Raw genomic sequence first — 22,517 nt, 5'->3', positions numbered from 1 at the left:
AAATACAATTGATTTTATTTTTATGCAGTATTATAATGGAGACTAATTTAAAGGATATCTCCTTTTTTATATTGGACGAAATAAAGAGAGGGATCTCGGGTTTAGGAGGAAGGAATGAAGGTAGCGATTATAGGTGTGACAGGATATAGCGGAATTGAATTAGTGAGGCTGTTAGAGCAACACCCTACTGTAACGATTCAATCCATTCATTCATCATCACAAGCAGGTACGAAATTAACGGAAATCTATCCACATTTAGGAGAACTGATTGAATTAAGTCTAAGTGAAATTGAACCAGAGAAAATAGCGAAAGAAGTGGATGTTGTATTTTTAGCAACTCCATCTGGAATTGCATCTACTTTGGCCATAGAATTCATTGATTTGAATGTGAAGGTCATCGATTTATCAGGCGATTTTCGCTTACAAGACCCTAATGAATACCAAACATGGTATAAGAAAACACCAGCTGATGCTAGCTATTTAAAAAAAGCTGTATATGGCTTATCGGAATGGAACAAAGAAGATATTGCTCAAGCGAATTTTATTTCAAACCCAGGTTGTTACCCAACGGCTACATTATTAGGATTAGCTCCACTAATTACAACTGGATTGGTTGAAGAATCATCAATCATTATAGATGCTAAATCTGGTGTTTCAGGTGCTGGGAGGTCTGCATCTTTGGCAACACACTATACAGAAATAAATGAAAATCTAAAAATATATAAAGTTAATCAGCATCAGCACATCCCGGAAATAGAACAAGTTCTTGCATCTTGGAATGGGAATATGAGCTCAATTACATTTAGTACTCATCTTGTTCCAATGACAAGAGGAATAATGGCAACTATTTATGCAAATGTAAAAGATAAAGAGACGACTACTGAGAAATTACTAGATTTATATAATCAAAGTTATAAAGGGAAGCCTTTTGTAAGGATCAAGCAACCTGGAGAATTTCCTTATACAAAGGAAGTATATGGCTCTAATTTTTGTGATATTGGCGTTACTTATGATACCAGAACAGGAAGAGTAACCATTGTATCGGTTATAGATAACCTAGTGAAGGGTGCTGCAGGGCAAGCGATTCAAAATTTAAATATCATGATGGGGATTGATGAACGTACTGGACTTCATCGAATTCCAGTGTTTCCGTAAGCTTAGGGGGAGATATTTTGGTTATTGTGAGAGAGAATGTACAGATTACAAAAGTCGAAAATGGTTCGATTGTATCACCTAAGGGCTTCAAGGCCGCAGGTGTACACGCGGGATTAAGATATGAAAAAAAGGATTTAGGAATGATCGTTTGTGACGTTCCAGCAAGCTGTGGAGCCGTGTATACTCAGAGTCATTTTCAAGCTGCACCGCTAAAAGTAACTCAACAAAGTATAGCTACTGAACATAAGCTTCAAGCTGTTGTTGTTAATAGTGCCTGTGCGAACGCATGTACAGGTGAAAAAGGGCTCGAGGATGCCTTTCTGATGAGGAATCTTGGTGCTACTCAATTAGGAATCAAAGATCATTTAGTGGCAGTTTCTTCCACAGGAGTCATTGGTGAACTGCTTCAGATGGATAAGATTGCAGCAGGAATAAAAAAGCTAGAGCCGACTGACTCAGAAGAAGCAGCCGAGGCTTTTCAAACCGCTATTCTAACCACTGATCTAGTGATGAAGAAAGCATGTTATCAAATAGAAATTGATGGAGAGATAATCACTTTTGGTGGTGCTGCAAAAGGATCAGGGATGATTCATCCTAACATGGCAACGATGCTTGCATTTATTACAACAGATGCAAAAATTGATTCGGCTGATCTTCAAACGGCCGTTGGGGAAATGACTCAAATTACATTTAATCAAATCACAGTCGATGGTGAAACATCAACAAATGATACGGTTCTAGTGATGGCGAGTGGGCTAGCGGGAAACAAATTTCTTTCACCAACTCATCCTGAATGGCATAAGTTTAAGGCAGGATTACATCACATCTTTCAAGATCTCGCAAAGCAAATTGCAAGAGATGGAGAAGGAGCTACAAAGCTTGTTGAAGTAAGAGTCAATGGAGCAAAAACAAAAGATGAAGCAAATATTATCGCTAAAAAAATAGTAGGCTCTAATTTAGTGAAGACAGCCATCTATGGAACTGACGCAAACTGGGGAAGAATTATCGGAGCCATTGGCCATAGTGATGCAGAGGTTAATCCTGAAACTGTTGATGTTTCAATTGGAGATATTGAAATGCTAAAGGGTAGCCAGCCAGTCACGTTTTCTGAAGAGCTGGCTAAAGAGTATTTGAGTAAAGATGAAATTCTAATTGTTGTTGATTTACATCTCGGAGAAGCCTCTGGTACGGCATGGGGCTGTGACCTAACTTATGATTATGTGAAAATAAATGCGAGTTATCGAACCTAGGGGGGGATCACATATGAGTGATATTATTGTCGTTAAATGCGGTGGTAGTATTATAGCTGATTTAACTAATGATTTCTTTGAAAGTATTAAAGAATTACAGAAGAATGGCAATAAGGTCATTATTGTTCACGGAGGCGGCCCAGAAATTGAACAGATGCTGAACTCCCTCTCAATTACGAATGAGTATATTAATGGTTTGCGAAAAACCACTTCTGAGGTTCTTGAAACTGTCGAAATGGTATTAGCAGGCTCTGTCAACAAAAAACTTGTTTCGTTACTTATTACAAGTGGACTGAAGGCAATTGGCTTATCAGGAGTAGACGGTGAACTGTTAAAAGCAACACCAATTGATGAAGGTTCTCTTGGTCATGTTGGAGAAGTAACTGAAGTCAATTGTGACCTATTGTTAAATTTACTTGAATTAGATTATATTCCAGTCATAGCTCCGTTAGGGTTGCAGGAAACTGGTCAAAAATTAAATATTAACGCTGATACAGTGGCAGCAAGTGTAGCTGCTGCACTAAAGGCAAAGCATTTATTATTCGTTACGAATGTATCTGGAATCTTAAAGAATGGAAGTTTGATAGAAGAGGTTTCTGTTGAGAAGGTTCAAGAGTTAATAAATGATGGAACGATCTATGGTGGTATGATTCCGAAAGTGCAAGCAGCACTCTCAGCCATGTCAGCTGGGTTAGATGAAATTATGATCGTTAGTGGCAAGACATCCTTTATTCATATTGATGGGTCACTTTCAGGGACAAAATTGTTTAGAGAATTGGAGGTTGTCTGATGGATAGCTTGTTTGCAACCTATAATCGGTGGAATGTAAATGTTGTTTCAGCAGAAGGGTCAAAAATCATTGATGATCAAGGCAATGAATACCTTGACTTTGTATCAGGAATTGCAGTAAACAATTTAGGAAATCGTCATCAAAAGGTACAACAAGCCATCCTAGAACAGCTCGACCAATACTGGCATGTATCAAATCTATACCATCAAGAGCCCCAACAAACGCTTGCCAAAATGCTTGTAGAGCATAGTGCTGGAGATGCCGTGTTTTTCTGCAATAGTGGAGCAGAGGCAAATGAAGCTGCAATAAAGCTTGCTAGAAAATATACTGGGAAGTCAAAGATTATCACATTTAAACAATCCTTTCATGGAAGAACATTTGCTACGATGTCGGCAACTGGTCAAGAGAAAATTCATTCAGGTTTTGGCCCATTATTACAGGAGTTTACGTATCTTCAATATAACGATAGTGATGGATTAGCTTCTGTGATGGATGATTCTGTAGCTGCTGTTCTCATTGAAGTCATCCAGGGTGAAGGTGGGGTAATCCCAGCGCAACCAGAATTCTTAACAAGTGTTGAAGTACTATGTAAGCAATATGGTGCACTATTTATCATCGATGAAGTTCAAACAGGAATTGGTCGAACTGGGAAACCTTTTGCATATCAACATTTTAATCTCTCACCAGATATTATTACGGTTGCCAAAGGTCTCGGAAGCGGTCTCCCAATTGGAGCGATGATTGGTAAGGCTAAGTTGAAGGAAGCATTTGGTCCAGGCGTACATGGTTCCACGTTTGGTGGAAATCCGATTTCTGTAGCAGCAGCAAAAGCTACACTAGACATTATATTTAATGACGAGTTTCTTAATGAAGTCAATGAAAAAGGGAAGTTACTTAAAACTGGATTGAAAAATGAACTAGCTGGAGTAGAATCTGTGCTAGAAGTTAGAGGCTGTGGCTTGATGTTAGGAATCGCTTGTAATGGTGATGTGTCACCAATCATCTCAAATCTAAGAGAAAATGGATTGCTAGTCCTAAATGCAGGACCGAATGTGATTAGATTGTTACCTCCTTTGACGATTACGAAGGAAGAGATACAACAAGCGATTAAATTAATAAAAGCAGAATTGATTAAATTCGATATTTTACATCCAGTATAAATTTTTTTACACACGAGTGAATAAAAATACTATAAGACAAATATTTATACGAGGTGGATCCAGTGAATGGTTATCTATTTTTAGAGAATGGCATGAAATTTGAAGGACAATTAACAACTTCTTCGGCATTGGAACAATTTGAAGGTGAGGTTGTTTTTTATACAGGTATGACAGGGTATCAAGAGGTTTTGACAGATCCATCCTACAAGGATCAAATTGTTGTATTTACGTATCCGTTGATAGGAAACTACGGAATTAATAAAGATGATTTTGAAAGCAAAAAGCCCCATGTAGCTGGGGTCATCGTACTAGAATGTAAGAATACAACCTTTCATTATGAGGCGAAGTATTCATTGAAAGAATATCTCGAGAAGTGGGATATTCCCTTATTATCCCATGTGGATACAAGGTCTGTTGTGAAGCAAATAAGAAATCATGGGACAATGAAGGGTTATATCGGTAACGTAAATACAGAGACGATTCAAACAGATTCAATTGAAAAATTTCCTGTTTCAGAGGTATCCACGAAACAACAAGTTTCATATGGACGTGGGACGAAACATATCGTTTTATTCGATTTTGGATGTAAAAAATCAATTATCGAATCATTAGTAGAGCGTGATTGTACGGTGACTGTTGTGCCATACCAAACAACTTATGAGGAAGTATGTGAGCTACAGCCTGATGGAATTGTGTTATCTAATGGACCTGGTGATCCCAAACAACTAAAGGAATATATTCCAATGATAAAAAAAACAATTAGTCATTTTCCAACACTAGCTATTTGCTTAGGTCATCAATTAGTCGCATTAGCATTTGGAGCAGATACAAAGAAATTGAGATTTGGTCATCGTGGTGCGAATCAACCAGTATATGATGCAAAAAAGGGGAAAGTATTTATTACGTCTCAAAATCATAGCTATGTAGTTGATGAGTCTAGCTTAAAAGAAACAAGTTTAAAAGCACGCTTTAAAAATGTGAACGATCATTCGATTGAAGGAATTGTCCATCAATCTTTACCGATTGTTTCAGTCCAATTCCATCCAGAAGCACATCCTGGACCTATCGATAGTAGTTGGATTTTCGATGATTTTATTGACAGCTTGTCAAATGTAAGGAGAGAAAAACAGTATGCCTAAAGATAGCTCGATACAATCAATTCTAGTTATAGGTTCTGGCCCGATTGTCATCGGTCAGGCAGCTGAGTTTGATTATTCAGGTACTCAAGGGTGCCGTGCACTTAAAGAAGAAGGTTATAAGGTAATTTTGGTAAACAATAATCCAGCAACAATTATGACAGATGAAGTAAATGCTGACGTTGTTTACTTTGAACCATTAACGGTGAAGAGCCTTGAAAAAATCATCAAAAAAGAAAGACCCGATGGATTAATAGGCACACTTGGTGGTCAAACAGGATTAAATCTAACTTTTCAATTACATGAAGCAGGAGTGTTAAATAAATTTCATGTAAAACTTTTAGGCACACCCATTGAATCAATAAAAAAAGGGGAAGATCGCGAAGAATTCCGACAGCTAATGCATGAGTTATCTGAGCCTGTTCCTGAGAGTCAGATTGTTCACACGGTGAATGAGGCGCTTAAATTTGCAGATGAAGTAGGTCTTCCATTAATTATTCGTCCAGCCTATACACTAGGGGGGACAGGTGGCGGAATTGCAGAAACAATTGAAGAATTTAAAGAGCTAGTTAAGGGTGGCTTAGATGAAAGTCCGATTACCCAATGTTTAATTGAACGTAGTATCGCAGGCTTCAAGGAAGTCGAGTATGAAGTCATGAGAGATCATAATGATACTTGTATTACGATTTGTAATATGGAAAATATTGATCCAGTTGGAGTTCACACTGGTGATTCAATCGTTGTTGCCCCTTCACAAACATTAACAGATGTTGAATATCAAATGCTTCGTTCAGCATCGATAAAAATTATATCAGCTCTAGGGATTATAGGTGGATGTAATATACAATTCGCACTTGATCCAAAAAGTAAAAAGTATTATTTAATTGAGGTAAATCCACGGGTTAGTCGTTCATCAGCATTGGCTTCAAAAGCAACAGGCTACCCAATTGCTAAAATTGCAGCAAAGCTTGCAGTAGGATATACACTTGATGAAATTATTAATCCTGTAACAGGTGGCACCTATGCTAGCTTTGAACCAGCCTTAGATTATGTAGTAGTGAAATTTCCGAGGTTTCCATTTGATAAGTTCCCGTATGTTGAACATACTTTAGGAACTCAAATGAAAGCTACTGGAGAAGTGATGGCAATCGACACCAATCTTGAAAGAGCCATTCAAAAAGCAGTTTCATCGTTAGAGAGCGATAATGATGGAATCACGCTACAGAAGGTTATATCTAAAACAGATGAAGCATTATTTGGCCTCATGAAAAAGGGATCTGAGAGTCGATTCTTTGCAATCATCGAATTGCTAAGACGTGGTGTATCAATTGATTTGATCCATGAGATGACTTCCATTGATTTGTTCTTCTTACAAAGCTTTCACATATTAGTTGAATTAGAAAGAAAAGTGAAATTAACTACATTTGAAGATATAACAGTGGAACTTATGAGGGAAGTGAAGGAAAAAGGCTTTACGGACGGATATTTGTCATCTATGTTAGGTGTCTCTGAATTTAAATTTAGAGAGAAACGAAAAGCATTTGGAGTGATTCCAAGCTATCGCATGGTAGACACATGTGCTGCAGAATTCGAATCACAAACCTCCTATTTTTATTCAAGCTATTATGGAAAGAGTGAGGTTGAACCTACAGATAATGAGAAGGTTCTAATAATTGGTTCTGGTCCAATACGAATCGGGCAAGGAATAGAATTTGATTATAGCTCAGTACATGGAATTCTAGCGCTTCAAGAAGAAGGTTATGAAACAATTCTGATCAATAATAATCCAGAAACAGTAAGCACGGATTTTGAAATTGCTGATCGTCTCTATTTTGAGCCTTTAACATTAGAGGATGTTCTGAATGTGATTGAGGCTGAGAATGTTTCAAAAGTATTGGTTCAATATGGAGGTCAAACTGCTATCAATTTAGCAAAGGATTTGGAGCAAGCTGGGTTAACTCTTTTAGGTATTACTGATGATGTGATTGATCAGCTTGAGGATCGTGATCGTTTTTACAAGCTGTTAGAAGATATTGAAGTCCCACATCTACCTGGAAAAATAGCGATGAACCAAAAACAGCTAATCAGCATGGCTAATGAATTAGGATTTCCCATTCTAATTAGACCATCTTATGTAATTGGTGGGAAAGGGATGGTAGTGATTGCAACCGATTTCGACTTATTATCATTTATTGAAAGTCAAACTGAAATTGGTTTTCCTATTTTAATCGATGCTTATGCACCTGGAATGGAAGTTGAAGTTGATTTAATAGCAGATGGAGAAAGCATTCTTATACCTACAATCGTAGAGCATATTGAAAAAGCAGGTGTTCATTCTGGTGATAGCCATGCAATACTACCAGCGGTTTCTTTAACCGATAACGATAAACAATTAATTGAAAAGTATGCACAAAGCATTGTGAAAAAGCTTGAATTCGTTGGATTAATGAATATTCAATTTGTGTTACATGAAGGAACCATCTATGTACTTGAAGTAAATCCACGAGCAAGTAGAACAGTACCAGTTGTCAGTAAAGTAACAGGTGTGCCAATGGTCCAGCTTGCAACTAAATTATTGTTAGGTAACAAATTAACGAAACTCGTTAAACATACTGGTATTCTTCAAGATCCGTCGTTTGTTACAGCAAAATATCCAGTGTTCTCAACTCACAAAATTGGTGGAGATCCTCTTGTAGGACCTGAAATGAAATCAACGGGTGAGGGAATTAGTATTGCAAAAACGAAGGAAGAAGCATACTTGAAAGTATTTCATCAGTATTTAGAAAGTAAATCAACATGTCATGAAGTGTATATCGATTATACCGAGGACCTACCAAAAGAAGTGTTAGAAACCATAATAGAAAGTCTGGAGTCATTAGGACTAAAGGCAATAATGGGGACAGATTTAAATGAGTGGATCAAGAGTGAAAATGCATTGGCTTATTTTAATTTAGGAGAGTTACAGGATACGAAGAAAAACAGACTGATCGCAAGCAAACATCGAGTACAGGTTTTTACAAATATGGAGCTGATTACGGTGTTTTTACAAGCCTTATCAAATAAAGAATTCTCGATTTGTTCTATCCAGGAGTGGAAGAAACAAGACTTTTTAATGAAAGAAGTGAATGTATAATGTCAGTAGTTTATAATCTGAAAAATAAATTAAATATCAAAGGAAAAGACTTACTAACCTTAGCCGACTATACGCAGGATGAGATCCTTTCAATTATTGAATTAGCTGTAGATTTAAAGGGAAAACATAAAAATGGAATTGAAATAACTGACTTAAAAGGAAAAACTTTGGCGATGATTTTTGAGAAACCATCAACACGTACTCGTGTTTCTTTTGAAGCGGGTATGATGCAATTAGGAGGGAATGCGATTTTTCTCAGTAGTAATGATTTGCAATTGGGGCGTGGAGAAACAATCGCTGATACGGCGCAAGTGCTTTCTGAATATGTTGATGCAATCATGATTCGTACATTTGAGCATGAAAAAATTGAAGAGTTGGCTAAGTTTGCAACTATCCCAGTTGTCAATGGCTTAACTGAGGATTTTCATCCATGTCAAGCACTTGCTGATTTATTAACGATTTATGAAATAAAGAAAAAGCTAACTGGATTAAAGTTAGTGTATGTAGGAGATGGCAATAATGTCGCCCACTCTCTTATGATTGCTGCAGCAAAGGTTGGAATGGATTGCACAATTGCATGTCCTAAAGGGTATCAACCTAAGGAATATATTGTTAAAATGGCAAAGAAATTTGCAGAGCAAACGAACGCAAAGATTATTATTAGTCATGAACCAAGTGAAGCAGTAAAAGATGCTGATGTCATCTATACAGATGTATGGGCAAGTATGGGGCAAGAAAGTGAGCAACAAGAACGAATTCAAGCTTTCTCAGATTTTCAAGTGAATCAGGAGTTAGTTAGTGGTGCTAAGGAAGACTATAGCTTCTTACATTGCCTTCCTGCACATCGAGGGGAAGAAGTAACTGAAGCCGTGATAGATGGGCCCAATTCGGTCATCTTCCAGCAAGCAGGAAATCGGATGCATGTCCAAAAAGCATTATTACAGGCGATCTTAGCATAAAAGAAGGTGCCAGGCACTAGGTGGATCATTCACCTAGGCTGTTTTCTCAGAGTTTGTTGTTTTTTGAGGTGAATTAATTGAGAATAGATTTCTAGCAGACTGAATACACGGAGACTCCCGTGGGACTAGTAGGCTCCCACAGGACGCGGAGTGTATTCAGGCTGCGGTATCAAAAGCAACAATATATACGAAAACAGCCTTCACCTAAAATGTCTGGCACCTCTTTTCTTAACCAAAAATAATAGCTAGTGCTCCTGCAATAAAGCAATAGAAGGCGAAATACTTCAAATTACCACGAGCCATAATCCCCATAAACCATTTTAATGAATAGTAAGAGGCAACTAATGACCCAATAAATGCAACAGCATAAGGGATAAATAGTGAACTGAAATTAGGATCGCTGATAATATCTGAAAAGCTTAGAATCATTCCACCGAAGCTTATCGGAATAAACAACAGGAATGAAAATCTTAATGCCGTTTCTTGCTTCATTCCTAATCCCATAGCAGCAACAATTGTCGCCCCTGAGCGGCTAATACCAGGAATAAGAGCAACAGCCTGCGCTAAACCGATAATGATTGCATCTTTTAATGTTAATTGTGCATCATTCTTACGTCCACGTAAATTACGAATGAACCATAGTGCAATACCAGTGACAATTAATGTAATACCAATTAATTGCGTACCTTCCTTAAAGATACCAGCAATCACATCATCAAATAGGACACCGATGATTCCAGCAGGGATCGTAGCAATAATTAGATAGATGATAAAACGAAAATCAGCTTTTGATTTTTCCTCACGAGTTGAAATATATCTAATTCCATTGAAAGCTAACCGGCTTAAATCTTGACGGTAGACTAATAATACAGCGATCAAGGAAGCGGTATTTACGAAAAGCTCAAAGCTCATACCTTCAATTTCAATTCCTAAAAAATGTTGGGCAAGTACAAGATGTCCACTTGATGAGATTGGAATTGGTTCAGTGAAGCCTTGAAACAAGCCTAAGAAAAGATACTTAAGAATTTCAAATAATTTGTCCATATCGTTACATAATCCTCCAAATTTGTTATACATACTTATTTCATTTAACTATATTCCTTTAATTGTGTAAAGGTTATTTAAGACAACCTGCCTTTTTCTAACAATCTATTCAAGAAAATAAAAGATATGAGACTGACCACAAAAAATGACGACTGTTTCGGGTATTTAGTGGATGACCTGGGAATAGTAATAACGTTCAAAAAAGCTTCCTAAGGAGGGAATTTAATGGGACAAAGTCATCAGTTTAGAGCTGGTCAGAAGGCACCTAACAATGGAATTTATGTTGAAATCGGTGATACAGGGGATCCTGTGCAACAACCAAAGCGTATTAAATTAAAAGCGGGAGATCCGTTTCCGGAAAATTCAAATCATGAACGAAAGTGGTCATATCAAACAAAACCGCGTGATAGTGACTAATAAATTTCTATTAATAGTAGTGAAAAAGGCTGTCCCAATTTAGTGGGACAGCCTTTATGTAAGTCTTAATGTTTTTCTACTGGTTCACTTGGCATTACTGCAGTAATAATGAAGATAAATACCGTTGCTACAATCGCAATCGTTGCTGACAACTTGAAATCAAATGGTGCTCCCTGCATAGAAGATGTTACATAAGATACCATTTGTACTAATAGGAATGTCCAGAAAAAAGTCCAAAAATAACGCATACATTTCACCTCAATTACACACATTTTGCCATAATAATAACTATATTTTATCATTATAGGCTTTCTATTACAAACGGTTTTTTCTTATTTCACCGAAGATTAGTGTCCACTTTCCTTATTTATAGGCATTCCCCCTTTCAGATTAAATCATGAAACATATTATATGTTGTAAGTAGCTTTTTTGAGGAGAGGGAGGAACTATATATGAATTCTCGCTTTTTTCAGTTAGATGGAGAGTGGTGTGTGGTCCATCTTCCAAACAAACCAAATGGATTTGCCGTGTTTGTCATTGGAGATAAAAACCATTTTGTCGAAGAAAACAGTAGCTTTTGGGTTCAAAATTTGGGACGGCTTCAATTAATAGAGTATCTACTTGATCAAGGATATACTGTCTTTTATTCAAATCTATATGGGAAACATTGGGGTAGTGGTCGGGCAGTTTCACTTGCACTTAGGTTATATCATATTATCGTTAAAACCGAGATTTTAAATAAACGAATTCATATTTTGGCTGAGGGTATGGGATCACTTGTAGCCTTACAATTAATGAATGATAGGCTTGAGCATATTAGATCTGTTGTGATGATGAATCCTTGTATTAGTATGAAGCAGCACTTAGAAGATGAAAAAGAGCATAAATTCTTTTATAAGAACTTAGTCAAAGAGTTGCGGAGCGCATATGGGTTTGATGAATCTATAAGCAAGGAAGAAATAGAACGCAAATTACCAAGCATTGAGATGTCGTTAAAATATCCAGTAAAGATTTGGCAAACAACAACTAATTTCTTATATAGACCCGAAAAACATAGTCGAACCTACGAAGAATATAGAGAAGAAAATAAATCTCCCATTTCACTCACTTACTATTTAGCTGATAAACGCTTTAGTATTGGCCAATCAATTTGCAAGTTTTATCAAGAATATGAAAAAAACTTATAATAGTCCTTACTTGCTAGCGTATCTGCTCAGTAACTTAGGGACTATTATTATGAACTCATGCATAACATACAGTATCTAAGAGTTACTGGGGAGATGTGTATGAAGAAAGCAGTCGTCATCGGAGCTTTAGGTTTTGTAGGCTATGGGTTATGCTGTCGTTTGCTGGATGAAGGTGTATTTGTATATGCAGTGGATCTTTATCCAAAAGAAAACAGTCAAAAAGAAGAGAAGATGTTGCGAATTGGTCGAAATTCAAACTTTCAGTTTATAGATATACAGGAGGAAGATAGATATAACCACATTTCAACAGAAACGGACGTATCATTCATTTCATTACTTGAAATGAATGATACAGCTAAAGAGGGACAAGAAGAATTAGGAAATGTTATTCAATTCTGCGAACGTTCGGGAAGTAAATTAGTCATCCTCACGTCCCATCAGATAAAAAATAATAAACTAATAGACTATATCAATGATTGCTCCTTTCATTCATATTTAATTAACCTTCCAATGATATATGGGCCATGGCAACCCAATGAAGCATGTTTTCAGCGAGCGATTATGGCGGAAATGAATAATAAAGAATTCACCATTTGTGCGAAAGATTTTGCAAGAAATCTATTATATATAGATGATGCAGTGGAAGGGATTATTCAACTGACCAAAGAATCAGAACCGCCTGTAATGGCGAACCTCACGAACAGCGAAGAAGGGCATTGGACTAAGGGGTTGAAGTTGATATTACAAGATAAATTTGAACGACTAGAGATGAATCAGGAAGATGAACACTTTGAACAAGAAAACACCCTTTTTACTGAAGTTAAAATTAAGGGTAAAATATCATTAGAAGAAGGAATAAAAAAACAATATGAACATGCAAAATGGTTAAATAACTTCATAAATTAATCATTTTGCATTTTTTCTTTTACTTTCATAGATTGCCAATGTAGAATAAAATAGGTTCATAATGTATAAAAAATAGGGAAATATCCTTATGAAGAAAGGAGTTGAAAACATGTACAGGCTGTTTTTAATGAGTTTAGTTATTATACAATTATTTATTTTAGCTGCTTGTGGTCAATCCATTTCTTCAGGAAAGCTTCAAAAAGTAGGAATGCTCGTACCTGACACGATCAATGATCAAGTGTGGGCTACTAAAGGATATGAAGGATTACTTAAGATTCAATCAAAATTTCAATTAGATATTTTTTATAAAGAAGGAATTAATTCGTTAGAAGCAACGAAAGAAGTAGTGGAAGAGTTTGTTCAAAAGGATGTTAATTTAATTTTTGGTCATGGGAATGAATATGCAGAGTATTTCAATCAAATTTCAAGAGACTATCCAGATGTTCAGTTTATTTCATTTAACGGTGAGGCAAAAAGAGATAATACGACTTCTCTAAATTTTGAAGCGCATGCTATGGGCTTTTTCGGAGGAATGGTTGCTGGAGAAATGACAAAGACTCTGAATATAGGGGTATTAGCGGCATATGAATGGCAGCCAGAGGTTAATGGTTTTTTTGAGGGTGCTGCTTTTCAAAATGATGATGTTCATGTGAAAATTAACTTTGTTGAAAGCTGGGACGATAAGGAAAAAGCACTTATACTTTTAGATGATATGATTGAATCAGGCGTTGATGTAGTATATCCAGCAGGAGATGGGTATAATGTTCCGGTAATCGAAAAACTTAGAGAGCATGGGCTTTATGCCATTGGCTTTGTGTCAGACCAGTCGGATTTGGGAGAGGGCACAGTCTTATCTAGTACAGTGCAACATGTAGATGTTCTCTATGAATTAGTGGCTGAACGATTCAACAAGGGAGAATTAGAATCAGGAAATCTCTATTTTGATTTTCAAGATGGTGTCATTTCAATGGGAGACTACAGTTCGAATGTAGATGAGGCCTTTCAATCAGAGATTGAGGCATACATCAAACATTATTCTGAAACTGGTCTGCTTCCAAACCAAACAAATTAGCTATGTTAGTAAAGGAGGTAGTTGAAATTGGAACAAGATAAATCGATGCAATTTATGCAAATAGCGATGAAATATCTGCCTGAAGCAAAAGGAATGCTTGATGAGCTTGGGGTAGAAATGACGATGGATAAATTACAACCATTTATGTCGTTGCTCACGAAAGTGATGAATGATGCATATGAACTTGGGAAGAATGAGAGAGAATAAGTAAATAACAAGAAAAAAGCTATCACCTTTTTATGTGATAGCTTTTTTACTTCCATTTTTTAAAGAAATCAAGAAGAGGAGTTATTTCCTTCAACATGGGCTTCATTCTTTCAACTGACCCAATTATATCGTCTACCTGCTGCATTAATGAATAATATTGAGTAAAGTCAGTTTGTTGACTAGTACCATGTGTAGACTCATTTGTGGGTACGTTTGTTACTTGATTATCAAGATTACGCTGAGGTCGATTGACACCAAACATCATTCTAGTAAAGGGATCAACATTTGTACTAATTTGCTCAGGAGTTTGTTCAGGTGTATCGATTAAATCTTCATGCTCGGTATTCTGATTTGTATTATACTCTTTCTCCAAAATGAAACACCCCCTTGTTTTTTCATAAATACCTTTTACATTAATCTATGTCAAAATAAAAAAAGAGAATAGACATGTATCCTTCTTAAGCAATAAATATTATTTTTGACTGAGTTTTTCTCAAATTGTTGCTATCATACATAAAATAGATTAAAATTAGTACCAAGTCATAATATTTGATAATAAAAATTTAATTTGGATTATAGATAGTTAAGGAGATGCGAATATGAATGCTGGAATCATTGGAATTGGACGTTATGTTCCTGAAAAAGTTGTTACAAACCATGATTTAGAAAAGATTGTAGACACATCTGATGAATGGATTAGAACTAGGACTGGAATTGAGGAACGTAGAATCGCATCTGATGATGTGAATACATCGGATATGGCTTTTCATGCAAGTGCTGAAGCGATTGAAAAAGCAGGAATCTCTCCTGAGGACATCGATTTGATTCTAGTTGCGACGGTAACTCCAGATCGACCATTCCCTACTGTGTCTTGTATGATACAAGAAAAGCTAGGAGCAACTAAAGCGGCGGCAATGGACATAAGTGCAGCATGTGCCGGATTCATGTATGGTATTGCTACAGCAAAGCAGTTCATTGAAACAGGTAGCTATAAACATGTTTTAATTGTAGGAGTTGAAAAGCTCTCAAAGATTACAAATTGGGATGACCGAAATACAGCTGTGTTATTTGGAGACGGAGCTGGTGCTGTTGTAATGGGGCAGGTTTCTGATGGAAAAGGAATTCTAGCGTTTGAATTAGGTGCTGACGGAACGGGTGGTAAACACCTCTATCAAGATGAGCATATTATCATGAATGGACGTGAAGTATTTAAATTTGCTGTCAGACAAATGGGTGAATCAAGTGTACGAGTGCTTGAAAAGGCTGGTTTGTCAAAAGAAGATGTGGATTTCTTAATTCCACATCAAGCAAATATTCGGATTATGGAGGCATCTAGGCAACGACTAGACTTACCAGAAGAGAAAATGTCAAAAACAGTTCATAAATATGGAAATACATCGGCTGCATCGATTCCACTTTCATTATATGAAGAAATTGAAGCAGGTAAGATCAATGATAATGATGTCATTGTTATGGTAGGCTTTGGTGGTGGCTTAACTTGGGGAGCAATTGCTCTAAGATGGGGATTTTAACTTACATTTGAATTTGAATCTAATTATAGAATAGGGGCTGACTTCACTTGGAAAAGAAAAGAGTAGTAGTAACGGGACTTGGAGCATTAACTCCAATTGGAAATGATACTGAAACAGCTTGGAGAAATGCACTAGCTGGAGTTTCTGGTATTGGGCCATTAACAAGAGTAAATATTGAAGGATTACCAGCAAAGGTAGCTGCAGAGCTTAAGGATTTCAATCCTGAGAACTTCATGGAGAAAAAAGATGCACGTCGAATGGATCGCTTTACACAATATGCTCTAGCTGCCTCTTTCATGGCTGTAAAGGACGCTGACTTAACGATTACCGACGAAATTGCTCCACGTGTGGGTGTCTGGATTGGTTCAGGTATTGGTGGGATGGAAACCCATGAAGAACAGCATAAAATCTTTTTAGAAAAAGGACATCGCCGTGTAAGTCCATTCTATGTACCTATGATGATTCCAGATATGGCAGCAGGGCAAGTGTCGATTGCGCTAGGAGCAAGGGGAATAAATACTTGTACAGTTACAGCATGCGCAACAGGTACAAACTCAATCGGAGACGCATTTAAAGTAATTCAGCGTGGAGATGCTGATGTCATGATTACCGGAGGAACTGAAGCGCCATTAACGAATATGTCATTTGCGGGCTTCTGTTCAGCAAAGGCACTATCATTTAACCCAGACCCTAAAACAGCAAGTCGTCCATTTGATAAGAATAGAGATGGATTTGTTATGGGAGAGGGTGCAGGTATACTTGTCATTGAAGAACTTGAGCATGCGTTAGCTCGTGGAGCGAAGATTTATGCTGAAATCGTTGGATATGGTGCCACTGGTGATGCGTATCATATCACAATGCCAGCACCAAACGGTGAAGGTGGAGTAAGAGCGATGAGACAAGCGATTGAAGATGCAGGTCTTGATCCTAGTGAGATTGACTATGTTAATGCACATGGTACAAGTACAGAGTATAATGACAAATTTGAAACATTAGCGATAAAAGAAGTATTTGGTGAACATGCTAATAAGTTAGCAATAAGCTCAACTAAATCAATGACAGGACATTTATTAGGAGCTGCTGGTGGTGTTGAAGCAATCTTCTCCATTCTAGCGATAAATGAGGATATTGTACCGCCAACTATTAATTATGAAACTCCTGATCCTGAATGTGATTTGGACTATGTTCCTAATAAGGCAAGAAAACAAACTGTTCGCGCTGCGTTAAGTAATTCTTTAGGATTTGGTGGACATAACGCTACGATTATTTTCAAGAAATATCAATAATAAATATATGAAAGCACCTGTATATCGGGTGCTTTTTTTCATTTCACCTCTTTCGTTTGTTTGCATACTTTGGTATAAATTAGCAAAAGTAGAGGGGGGAAATACGTGTCATTGATTAATACTCGGGAGTGGCTGGAAAGTTATTTTGATGAACCAATTGAGTTGTGTGAAAAAATCAGACCATATTTTAATGATGACAAAGTAACAGCTACTGAAATACTAGCCTTTCTAACGATGAATGGCATGTATCGGCTAGACACAGTAGATAAAGAATATATAGATCAATTCATCAAGCAGAATTTCTGGAATATCGTTAAGAGTGAAGAGCGAAAATTAAAGAAAGAGTGGATTGTACCCAATATCCCCATATTTATCTTACCTTCAGACCCCATGAATAGAGAAATAACAAAAGAATATAATGGGAAATCTGGGATAGCTTTTAGTGATAAATTATTTCTTTTTCTTTCAGATATGAATGGTGAACAAGATGTTCAAGCTGTATTTACTCACGAATATAATCATGTATATCGCTTATATAAATATAAAAGACATGAAACCGACTATCGACTTCTAGATACAATCATTCTTGAAGGACTAGCAGAAAATGCTGTTCGAGAAAGATTGGGTGAAAGTGCAGTAGCGAAATGGACTACTTATTATAGTGATCAACAATTAGAGAAATTTAACCATAGATATATCTTACCTAATTACAAAATAAAAAAAGAGAATCATCTATATCATAGAATTTTATACGGTTTGGGTTTGTATCCAAAGATGCTGGGTTACTGTGTGGGCTATTTCCTTGTACGAAACTATTTAGAAGCCAATCACTTAAGTGTAAGTGACGTGATGAATGTAAGCTCAGATCAATTTCTTAATGAACGTTCATAGAAAAAAGCAAGAATAGCATCCGAGCTATTCTTTTTTTTATAAAAAACAAGAAGTAATACTAAAAAAATCCTTTATTAATATAAAGTATTGTTAGTATTCCTGACAAAGTATGTAACAAATCTTAAAAATGAAAACGTTTTCTTTTTGGAGAAGATTATTATTAAAATTTACGTATTAAATTATCCTAAAAAACTTCGGTTAAAGAAATAAAAATAAACAAAACTAGGTAAATAGGTCTATTAAATTGAATTAATTTACTAGTTTTATTGAATAAAATAATACTAGAATAACACTATCTGAATATTGTAATAATAACAAATAAAGAAAAAGTTCCAAAGATTAATAAAATTATAAAAATTAACTTGAATTTGTAATCTTACTGTAATATTATATATTTAGAAATTGGAATATATCTGAACATTCAATATTTAAAAACGACTTTGAAATTTTCGTCAAAATTTTTCATAGATTAATAGTATTAATGATTGTGTCGGTTATTTTACATATAAGGGACGGTGAATGGTTAGTTATGTCTGCTTTATTAGAAGTTAGAAACTTAAAAACGCATTTTTTTAAGAAGAAAACAGTCATTCCTGCTGTAGATGGAGTTGATATCGTCATACATAAAGGAGAGACAGTTGCACTTGTAGGTGAATCTGGTTCAGGTAAAAGTATTACTTCTCTTTCAATTATGGGATTAGTGCCAAGTCCAGCAGGTAAGATCGTTGATGGAGAAATAATTCTAGATGGAAGAAATCTAGTTGATTTATCAGAAAAAGATTTATGTAAGGTACGTGGAAATGAAATATCGATGATTTTCCAAGAACCCATGACATCTTTAAATCCCGTATTAACAATAGGAGAACAAATTACTGAGGTATTAACTTACCATCAGAAATTATCAAAGAATGAAGCGATAAAAAAGGCAATTGAATTATTAGAAATGGTCGGATTTTCAAGAGCTGCTGAATTGGTAAATGAATATCCTCACCGCCTTTCTGGTGGTATGAGACAAAGAGTAATGATTGCTATTGCGATGAGCTGTAATCCCAAGTTATTAATTGCCGATGAACCAACCACTGCTCTCGATGTAACAATACAAGCCCAGATTCTAGATTTAATGAAGGACGTAAGTCGAAAATTTGATACCTCAATTTTACTCATTACACATGATTTAGGCGTCGTTTCTGAAATTGCAGAGAGAGTCGTAGTTATGTATGGTGGGCAGGTTGTTGAAGAGGCATCAGTTGATGAATTATTTGAAGATCCATTACATCCATATACATTAGGTCTGATGAACTCAGTACCATCCATTGATGGAGAAATATCGAGACTTCAATCAATAGAAGGAAATGTACCTTCTCCAGAAAATATGCCTAAAGGCTGTAGGTTTGCTCCACGTTGTTCCCAAGCGTTTGATCGGTGCTACACTGAACAGCCATTACTTTTGAAAAAGGGGAATCGTTCTGTACGATGCTTCTTACATGATGGAGAGGAGGAGGGGCAATGATTTCTGTAAACGAAGAAGTCTCAAATTCTAGTGAAAAAGAGGAAGAGACTAGCACTCTTTTAGAGTTGATTGATGTGAAAAAGTATTTTCCTATAAAAGCAGGTTTGCTTCAAAAACAAGTTGGAAATGTTAAAGCCGTTGATGGACTTACAATGAAGATAAAAAAGGGTGAAACAATCGGAATTGTTGGAGAATCGGGCTGTGGAAAATCTACAGCAGGAAGAACCATCATTCGATTATATGAACCGACTGAAGGCAAAATCATTTTTAAAGGGAATGACATTTCCCATATGTCAGAAAATTCATTGAGGAAAACGGTTCGTAAAGATATACAAATGATCTTTCAAGATCCATTTGCAACATTAAATCCTAGGAAAACCTTACGATCTATTATTAAAGAACCATTAAATACACACAATCTTTATTCTGCGAAAGAAAGAGATGAAAAGGTTAAAGAACTGTTAGAAACAGTAGGATTAAATGCATCTTTCATCAATCGTTATCCGCATGAGTTTTCAGGTGGACAAAGGCAAAGAATCGGAATTGCTAGAGCGTTAGCGTTAAAGCCTGAACTGATTATTGCTGACGAAGCAGTATCGGCCTTGGATGTTTCGATACAAGCCCAAATTATAAATTTAATGCAGGATTTACAAAGTGACTTTGGTTTAACTTATATCTTCATTTCACATGATTTGAGTGTTGTAAGACATATAAGTGATCGAGTTGCCGTGATGTATTTAGGAAAAATGATGGAGCTTGCACCTAAGGATAATCTATATGCAGATCCACTTCATCCTTATACTCAAGCGCTTCTATCAGCAGTTCCAACACCGAGATCTAAAAACGCAGTTAGAAGAGAAAGAATTGTACTTAAAGGTGAACTACCTAGTCCATCAAATCCACCGAGTGGTTGTGTATTTCACACAAGATGTCCAGCTGCTACAGATATTTGTAAACAGGTTGTCCCTGAATTTAAGGAAGTACAAACAGAACATTTTGTTGCTTGCCATTTGTACGAATAAATCAACCTAAAAACTTGAAGGGGGGCGGTAACAAGAAATCTACTTTGTAAGCAACAAAGCGGTATTATTTTATCTTAAAAACTTTACAAAATGATAGGGGGAAAAATAATGAAATTGAGAAAATCAGCATGGTTACTTCTTTGTTTAACACTAGCAATGTCACTATTTTTAGCGGCTTGTTCAGGAGGTAATACGGCAGAAGAAACGCCACCAGCAGATGAGCCAGAAGAAGAAACACCTGCAGAACAGCCAAGTAGTGACGAGCCAGTATACGGTGGAGATATCGTAGTAGGTTCAATTGGAGCACCAACCCTTTTTAACCCTTTATATTCAACTGATGTATCAAGCTCTGATATTGAAGGATTCATTTATAATGGATTAGTAACTGGAGACACTGAATTTAATCCAGTTAATGACTTAGCAACTGATGTTCAAATGTCTGAAGATGGATTAACATTCACAGTAAAATTACGTGATGACGTAAAATGGCATGATGGTGAACAATTTAACGCTGATGACGTAGTGTTCACTTTCGGTATTCCTAAAGATCCAGATTATGCTGGTGAGCGTGGATCTGCATTTGAATCTTTAGAATCCGTAACAAAAATTGATGACTACACTGTAGAATTCAAGCTTAGCCAAATTGATGCTACTTTCCACCAAATCACTTTAAGCTATGGTATCTTACCTGAGCATATCTTAGGAGAAGTTCCAGTAGGTGACCTAGGTGAGCATGAATTCAATACAAAATCTCCAATTGGTACTGGTCCATTCAAGTTCGAAGAGTGGAGAGATGGAGAATATGTTAAGGTTGTAGCAAACGAAGATTATTTCGAAGGTAGACCATATTTCGATTCTATTACTTACAAAATTGTACCTGATCAAAACGCGTTATTAGCGCAATTACAAGCTGGGGACGTTGACTTCACTACAGTTCCAGGAACTGATGTTGAAACAGCTAAAGCATTCCCAGGAGTTAAAATTGAATCTGGTTTAGCATTATCTTACACTTATTTAGCATTTAACTTACAACAAGAACGTTTCAATGATGTGAAAATTCGTCAAGCGATGACACATGCAATTGACCGTCAAGCGATTGTTGATTCAGTAATGGATGGTGATGGTGAAGTAGCACACGTTCCAGAATCTCCATTATCTTGGGCTTACAATGATGATGTTCCAACATTCGATTATGATCCAGAAAAAGCTAAAACATTACTTGCTGAAGCTGGATGGGAAGATACAGATGGTGATGGAATCTTAGATAAAGATGGAGAGCCATTCTCTTTCACTATTAAAACAAACCAAGGTAATAAAATTCGTGAAGACATTGTTGTTGTATTACAACAACAATTAAAAGAAGTTGGAATTGAAGCGAAACCTGAAATCGTTGAGTGGAGTGCTTATATTGAGCAAATTTCTGCACCAAATTGGGATTTTGACGCAATGGTATTAGGTTGGAGCTTATCTACTTTCCCAGATCAATACGATATTTTCCACACTAGCCAAAGAGAAGCAGGTCTTAACATGCACTGGTACTCTAACGCTGAAGCAGATAAGTTAATGGAAGATGCAAGACAAATTCTTGATCAAGATGAGTACAAAGAAATCTATGGTGAAATCTACAAGATTCTTGCTGAAGAGCAAGCTTACACATTCTTGTACTATCCAAACGTTCACCGTGCAATGCCTGAAAACATGCAAGGTTATGAGTTCCATGCGAAGAGTGATTTCTACAACATCAATAAATGGTGGTTTGCAGAACAACAATAATTATAATAACTATTTGACCTTTATGTAAAAGAGGGAAGGGGTTTCCCCTTCCTTTTTCAATGGATTTGAAAATAAACGAGAAGTATA

The 22,517-nt window shown here is 36.4% G+C and carries 21 protein-coding genes; 18 read left to right on the top strand and 3 right to left on the bottom strand.

Annotated elements, in window-relative coordinates; translation table 11 throughout:
- Nucleotides 1-114: 114 nt before the first annotated feature.
- The 7 genes from argC to argF all read left to right on the top strand — a co-directional run bounded on the left by argC (nucleotide 115) and on the right by argF (nucleotide 9,583).
- A complete protein-coding gene (gene argC / locus F7888_RS01065; RefSeq protein WP_191776344.1) occupies nucleotides 115-1,155 on the top strand; it encodes an N-acetyl-gamma-glutamyl-phosphate reductase in 1,041 nt (346 codons plus the stop codon).
- Nucleotides 1,156-1,172: 17 nt separating this feature from the next.
- On the top strand, nucleotides 1,173-2,405 hold the full coding sequence (argJ, locus tag F7888_RS01060; protein ID WP_191776341.1) for a bifunctional ornithine acetyltransferase/N-acetylglutamate synthase: 1,233 nt from the start codon (nucleotides 1,173-1,175) through the stop codon (nucleotides 2,403-2,405).
- A gap of 13 nt (nucleotides 2,406-2,418) precedes the next feature.
- Nucleotides 2,419-3,195, top strand: coding sequence for an acetylglutamate kinase (argB, locus tag F7888_RS01055; RefSeq protein WP_191776338.1), 777 nt, complete (start codon nucleotides 2,419-2,421; stop codon nucleotides 3,193-3,195).
- Nucleotides 3,195-4,355 carry an acetylornithine transaminase gene (locus F7888_RS01050; protein WP_191776335.1) on the top strand — a complete coding sequence of 387 codons (1,161 nt, stop codon included), beginning with the start codon at nucleotides 3,195-3,197 and terminating at the stop codon, nucleotides 4,353-4,355. Before argB ends, F7888_RS01050 begins: the two co-directional genes overlap by 1 nt.
- Before the next feature lie 62 nt (nucleotides 4,356-4,417).
- Nucleotides 4,418-5,494: a carbamoyl phosphate synthase small subunit gene (locus tag F7888_RS01045; protein WP_191776332.1), complete on the top strand. Its 1,077-nt coding sequence runs from the start codon at nucleotides 4,418-4,420 to the stop codon at nucleotides 5,492-5,494.
- Nucleotides 5,487-8,624 carry a carbamoyl phosphate synthase large subunit gene (locus F7888_RS01040; RefSeq protein ID WP_191776328.1) on the top strand — a complete coding sequence of 1,046 codons (3,138 nt, stop codon included), beginning with the start codon at nucleotides 5,487-5,489 and terminating at the stop codon, nucleotides 8,622-8,624. The genes F7888_RS01045 and F7888_RS01040 overlap by 8 nt, the downstream gene beginning before the upstream one ends.
- Nucleotides 8,624-9,583, top strand: a complete 960-nt coding sequence (argF, locus tag F7888_RS01035; RefSeq protein ID WP_191776325.1) for an ornithine carbamoyltransferase — start codon at nucleotides 8,624-8,626, stop codon at nucleotides 9,581-9,583. The genes F7888_RS01040 and argF overlap by 1 nt, the downstream gene beginning before the upstream one ends.
- Nucleotides 9,584-9,811: 228 nt before the next feature.
- Here argF and F7888_RS01030 read toward each other — a convergent pair whose 3' ends face one another.
- Nucleotides 9,812-10,627, bottom strand: coding sequence for an undecaprenyl-diphosphate phosphatase (locus F7888_RS01030; protein WP_191776322.1), 816 nt, complete (start codon nucleotides 10,625-10,627; stop codon nucleotides 9,812-9,814).
- Nucleotides 10,628-10,852: 225 nt separating this feature from the next.
- On the opposite strand from F7888_RS01030, the gene F7888_RS01025 reads away from it, so the two are divergent.
- Complete coding sequence (locus F7888_RS01025; RefSeq protein WP_191776319.1) at nucleotides 10,853-11,044, top strand: YjzC family protein; 192 nt, start codon at nucleotides 10,853-10,855, stop codon at nucleotides 11,042-11,044.
- 65 nt (nucleotides 11,045-11,109) lie between these two features.
- Here F7888_RS01025 and F7888_RS01020 read toward each other — a convergent pair whose 3' ends face one another.
- On the bottom strand, nucleotides 11,110-11,292 hold the full coding sequence (locus tag F7888_RS01020) for a YjzD family protein (protein WP_191776318.1): 183 nt from the start codon (nucleotides 11,290-11,292) through the stop codon (nucleotides 11,110-11,112).
- Between the two features lie 204 nt (nucleotides 11,293-11,496).
- Here F7888_RS01020 and F7888_RS01015 point away from each other — a divergent pair, with 204 nt between their 5' ends.
- From F7888_RS01015 to F7888_RS01000, 4 genes are all read left to right on the top strand, one after another.
- Nucleotides 11,497-12,231: an alpha/beta fold hydrolase gene (locus tag F7888_RS01015; RefSeq protein WP_191776317.1), complete on the top strand. Its 735-nt coding sequence runs from the start codon at nucleotides 11,497-11,499 to the stop codon at nucleotides 12,229-12,231.
- 99 nt (nucleotides 12,232-12,330) lie between these two features.
- On the top strand, nucleotides 12,331-13,137 hold the full coding sequence (locus F7888_RS01010) for a Rossmann-fold NAD(P)-binding domain-containing protein (protein WP_191776315.1): 807 nt from the start codon (nucleotides 12,331-12,333) through the stop codon (nucleotides 13,135-13,137).
- Between the two features lie 109 nt (nucleotides 13,138-13,246).
- Nucleotides 13,247-14,209: a BMP family ABC transporter substrate-binding protein gene (locus tag F7888_RS01005; protein WP_191776314.1), complete on the top strand. Its 963-nt coding sequence runs from the start codon at nucleotides 13,247-13,249 to the stop codon at nucleotides 14,207-14,209.
- Between the two features lie 45 nt (nucleotides 14,210-14,254).
- A complete protein-coding gene (locus F7888_RS01000) occupies nucleotides 14,255-14,416 on the top strand; it encodes a ComZ family protein (RefSeq protein WP_318246215.1) in 162 nt (53 codons plus the stop codon).
- 46 nt (nucleotides 14,417-14,462) lie between these two features.
- Here the strand turns inward: F7888_RS01000 and F7888_RS00995 are convergent, their stop codons facing one another.
- Nucleotides 14,463-14,789, bottom strand: coding sequence for a hypothetical protein (locus F7888_RS00995; protein WP_191776311.1), 327 nt, complete (start codon nucleotides 14,787-14,789; stop codon nucleotides 14,463-14,465).
- 226 nt (nucleotides 14,790-15,015) lie between these two features.
- Between F7888_RS00995 and F7888_RS00990 the strand changes: the two genes are divergently transcribed.
- From F7888_RS00990 to F7888_RS00965, 6 genes are all read left to right on the top strand, one after another.
- The gene (locus F7888_RS00990) at nucleotides 15,016-15,948 is read left to right on the top strand and encodes a beta-ketoacyl-ACP synthase III (protein ID WP_191776309.1); all 933 of its coding nucleotides are present in this window, start codon (nucleotides 15,016-15,018) and stop codon (nucleotides 15,946-15,948) included.
- 47 nt (nucleotides 15,949-15,995) lie between these two features.
- Entirely contained in the window at nucleotides 15,996-17,234 is a 1,239-nt protein-coding gene (gene fabF, locus F7888_RS00985) for a beta-ketoacyl-ACP synthase II (protein ID WP_191776307.1), read from the top strand.
- A 105-nt stretch (nucleotides 17,235-17,339) separates the two neighbouring features.
- Entirely contained in the window at nucleotides 17,340-18,125 is a 786-nt protein-coding gene (locus tag F7888_RS00980) for a DUF2268 domain-containing putative Zn-dependent protease (RefSeq protein WP_191776305.1), read from the top strand.
- 529 nt (nucleotides 18,126-18,654) lie between these two features.
- Entirely contained in the window at nucleotides 18,655-19,635 is a 981-nt protein-coding gene (locus F7888_RS00975; protein ID WP_191776302.1) for an ABC transporter ATP-binding protein, read from the top strand.
- Nucleotides 19,632-20,657 carry an ABC transporter ATP-binding protein gene (locus F7888_RS00970; RefSeq protein WP_191776299.1) on the top strand — a complete coding sequence of 342 codons (1,026 nt, stop codon included), beginning with the start codon at nucleotides 19,632-19,634 and terminating at the stop codon, nucleotides 20,655-20,657. The genes F7888_RS00975 and F7888_RS00970 overlap by 4 nt, the downstream gene beginning before the upstream one ends.
- A 108-nt stretch (nucleotides 20,658-20,765) precedes the next feature.
- Entirely contained in the window at nucleotides 20,766-22,430 is a 1,665-nt protein-coding gene (locus tag F7888_RS00965; RefSeq protein ID WP_191776296.1) for a peptide-binding protein, read from the top strand.
- Nucleotides 22,431-22,517: the final 87 nt, after the last annotated feature.

It is taken from the genome of Litchfieldia stipae, assembly GCF_014837155.1.
Classification (GTDB): domain Bacteria; phylum Bacillota; class Bacilli; order Bacillales; family Bacillaceae_L; genus Litchfieldia.
Note: the sequence above shows the minus strand (reverse complement) of the source record. Positions and strands in the feature narration are given on the sequence as shown.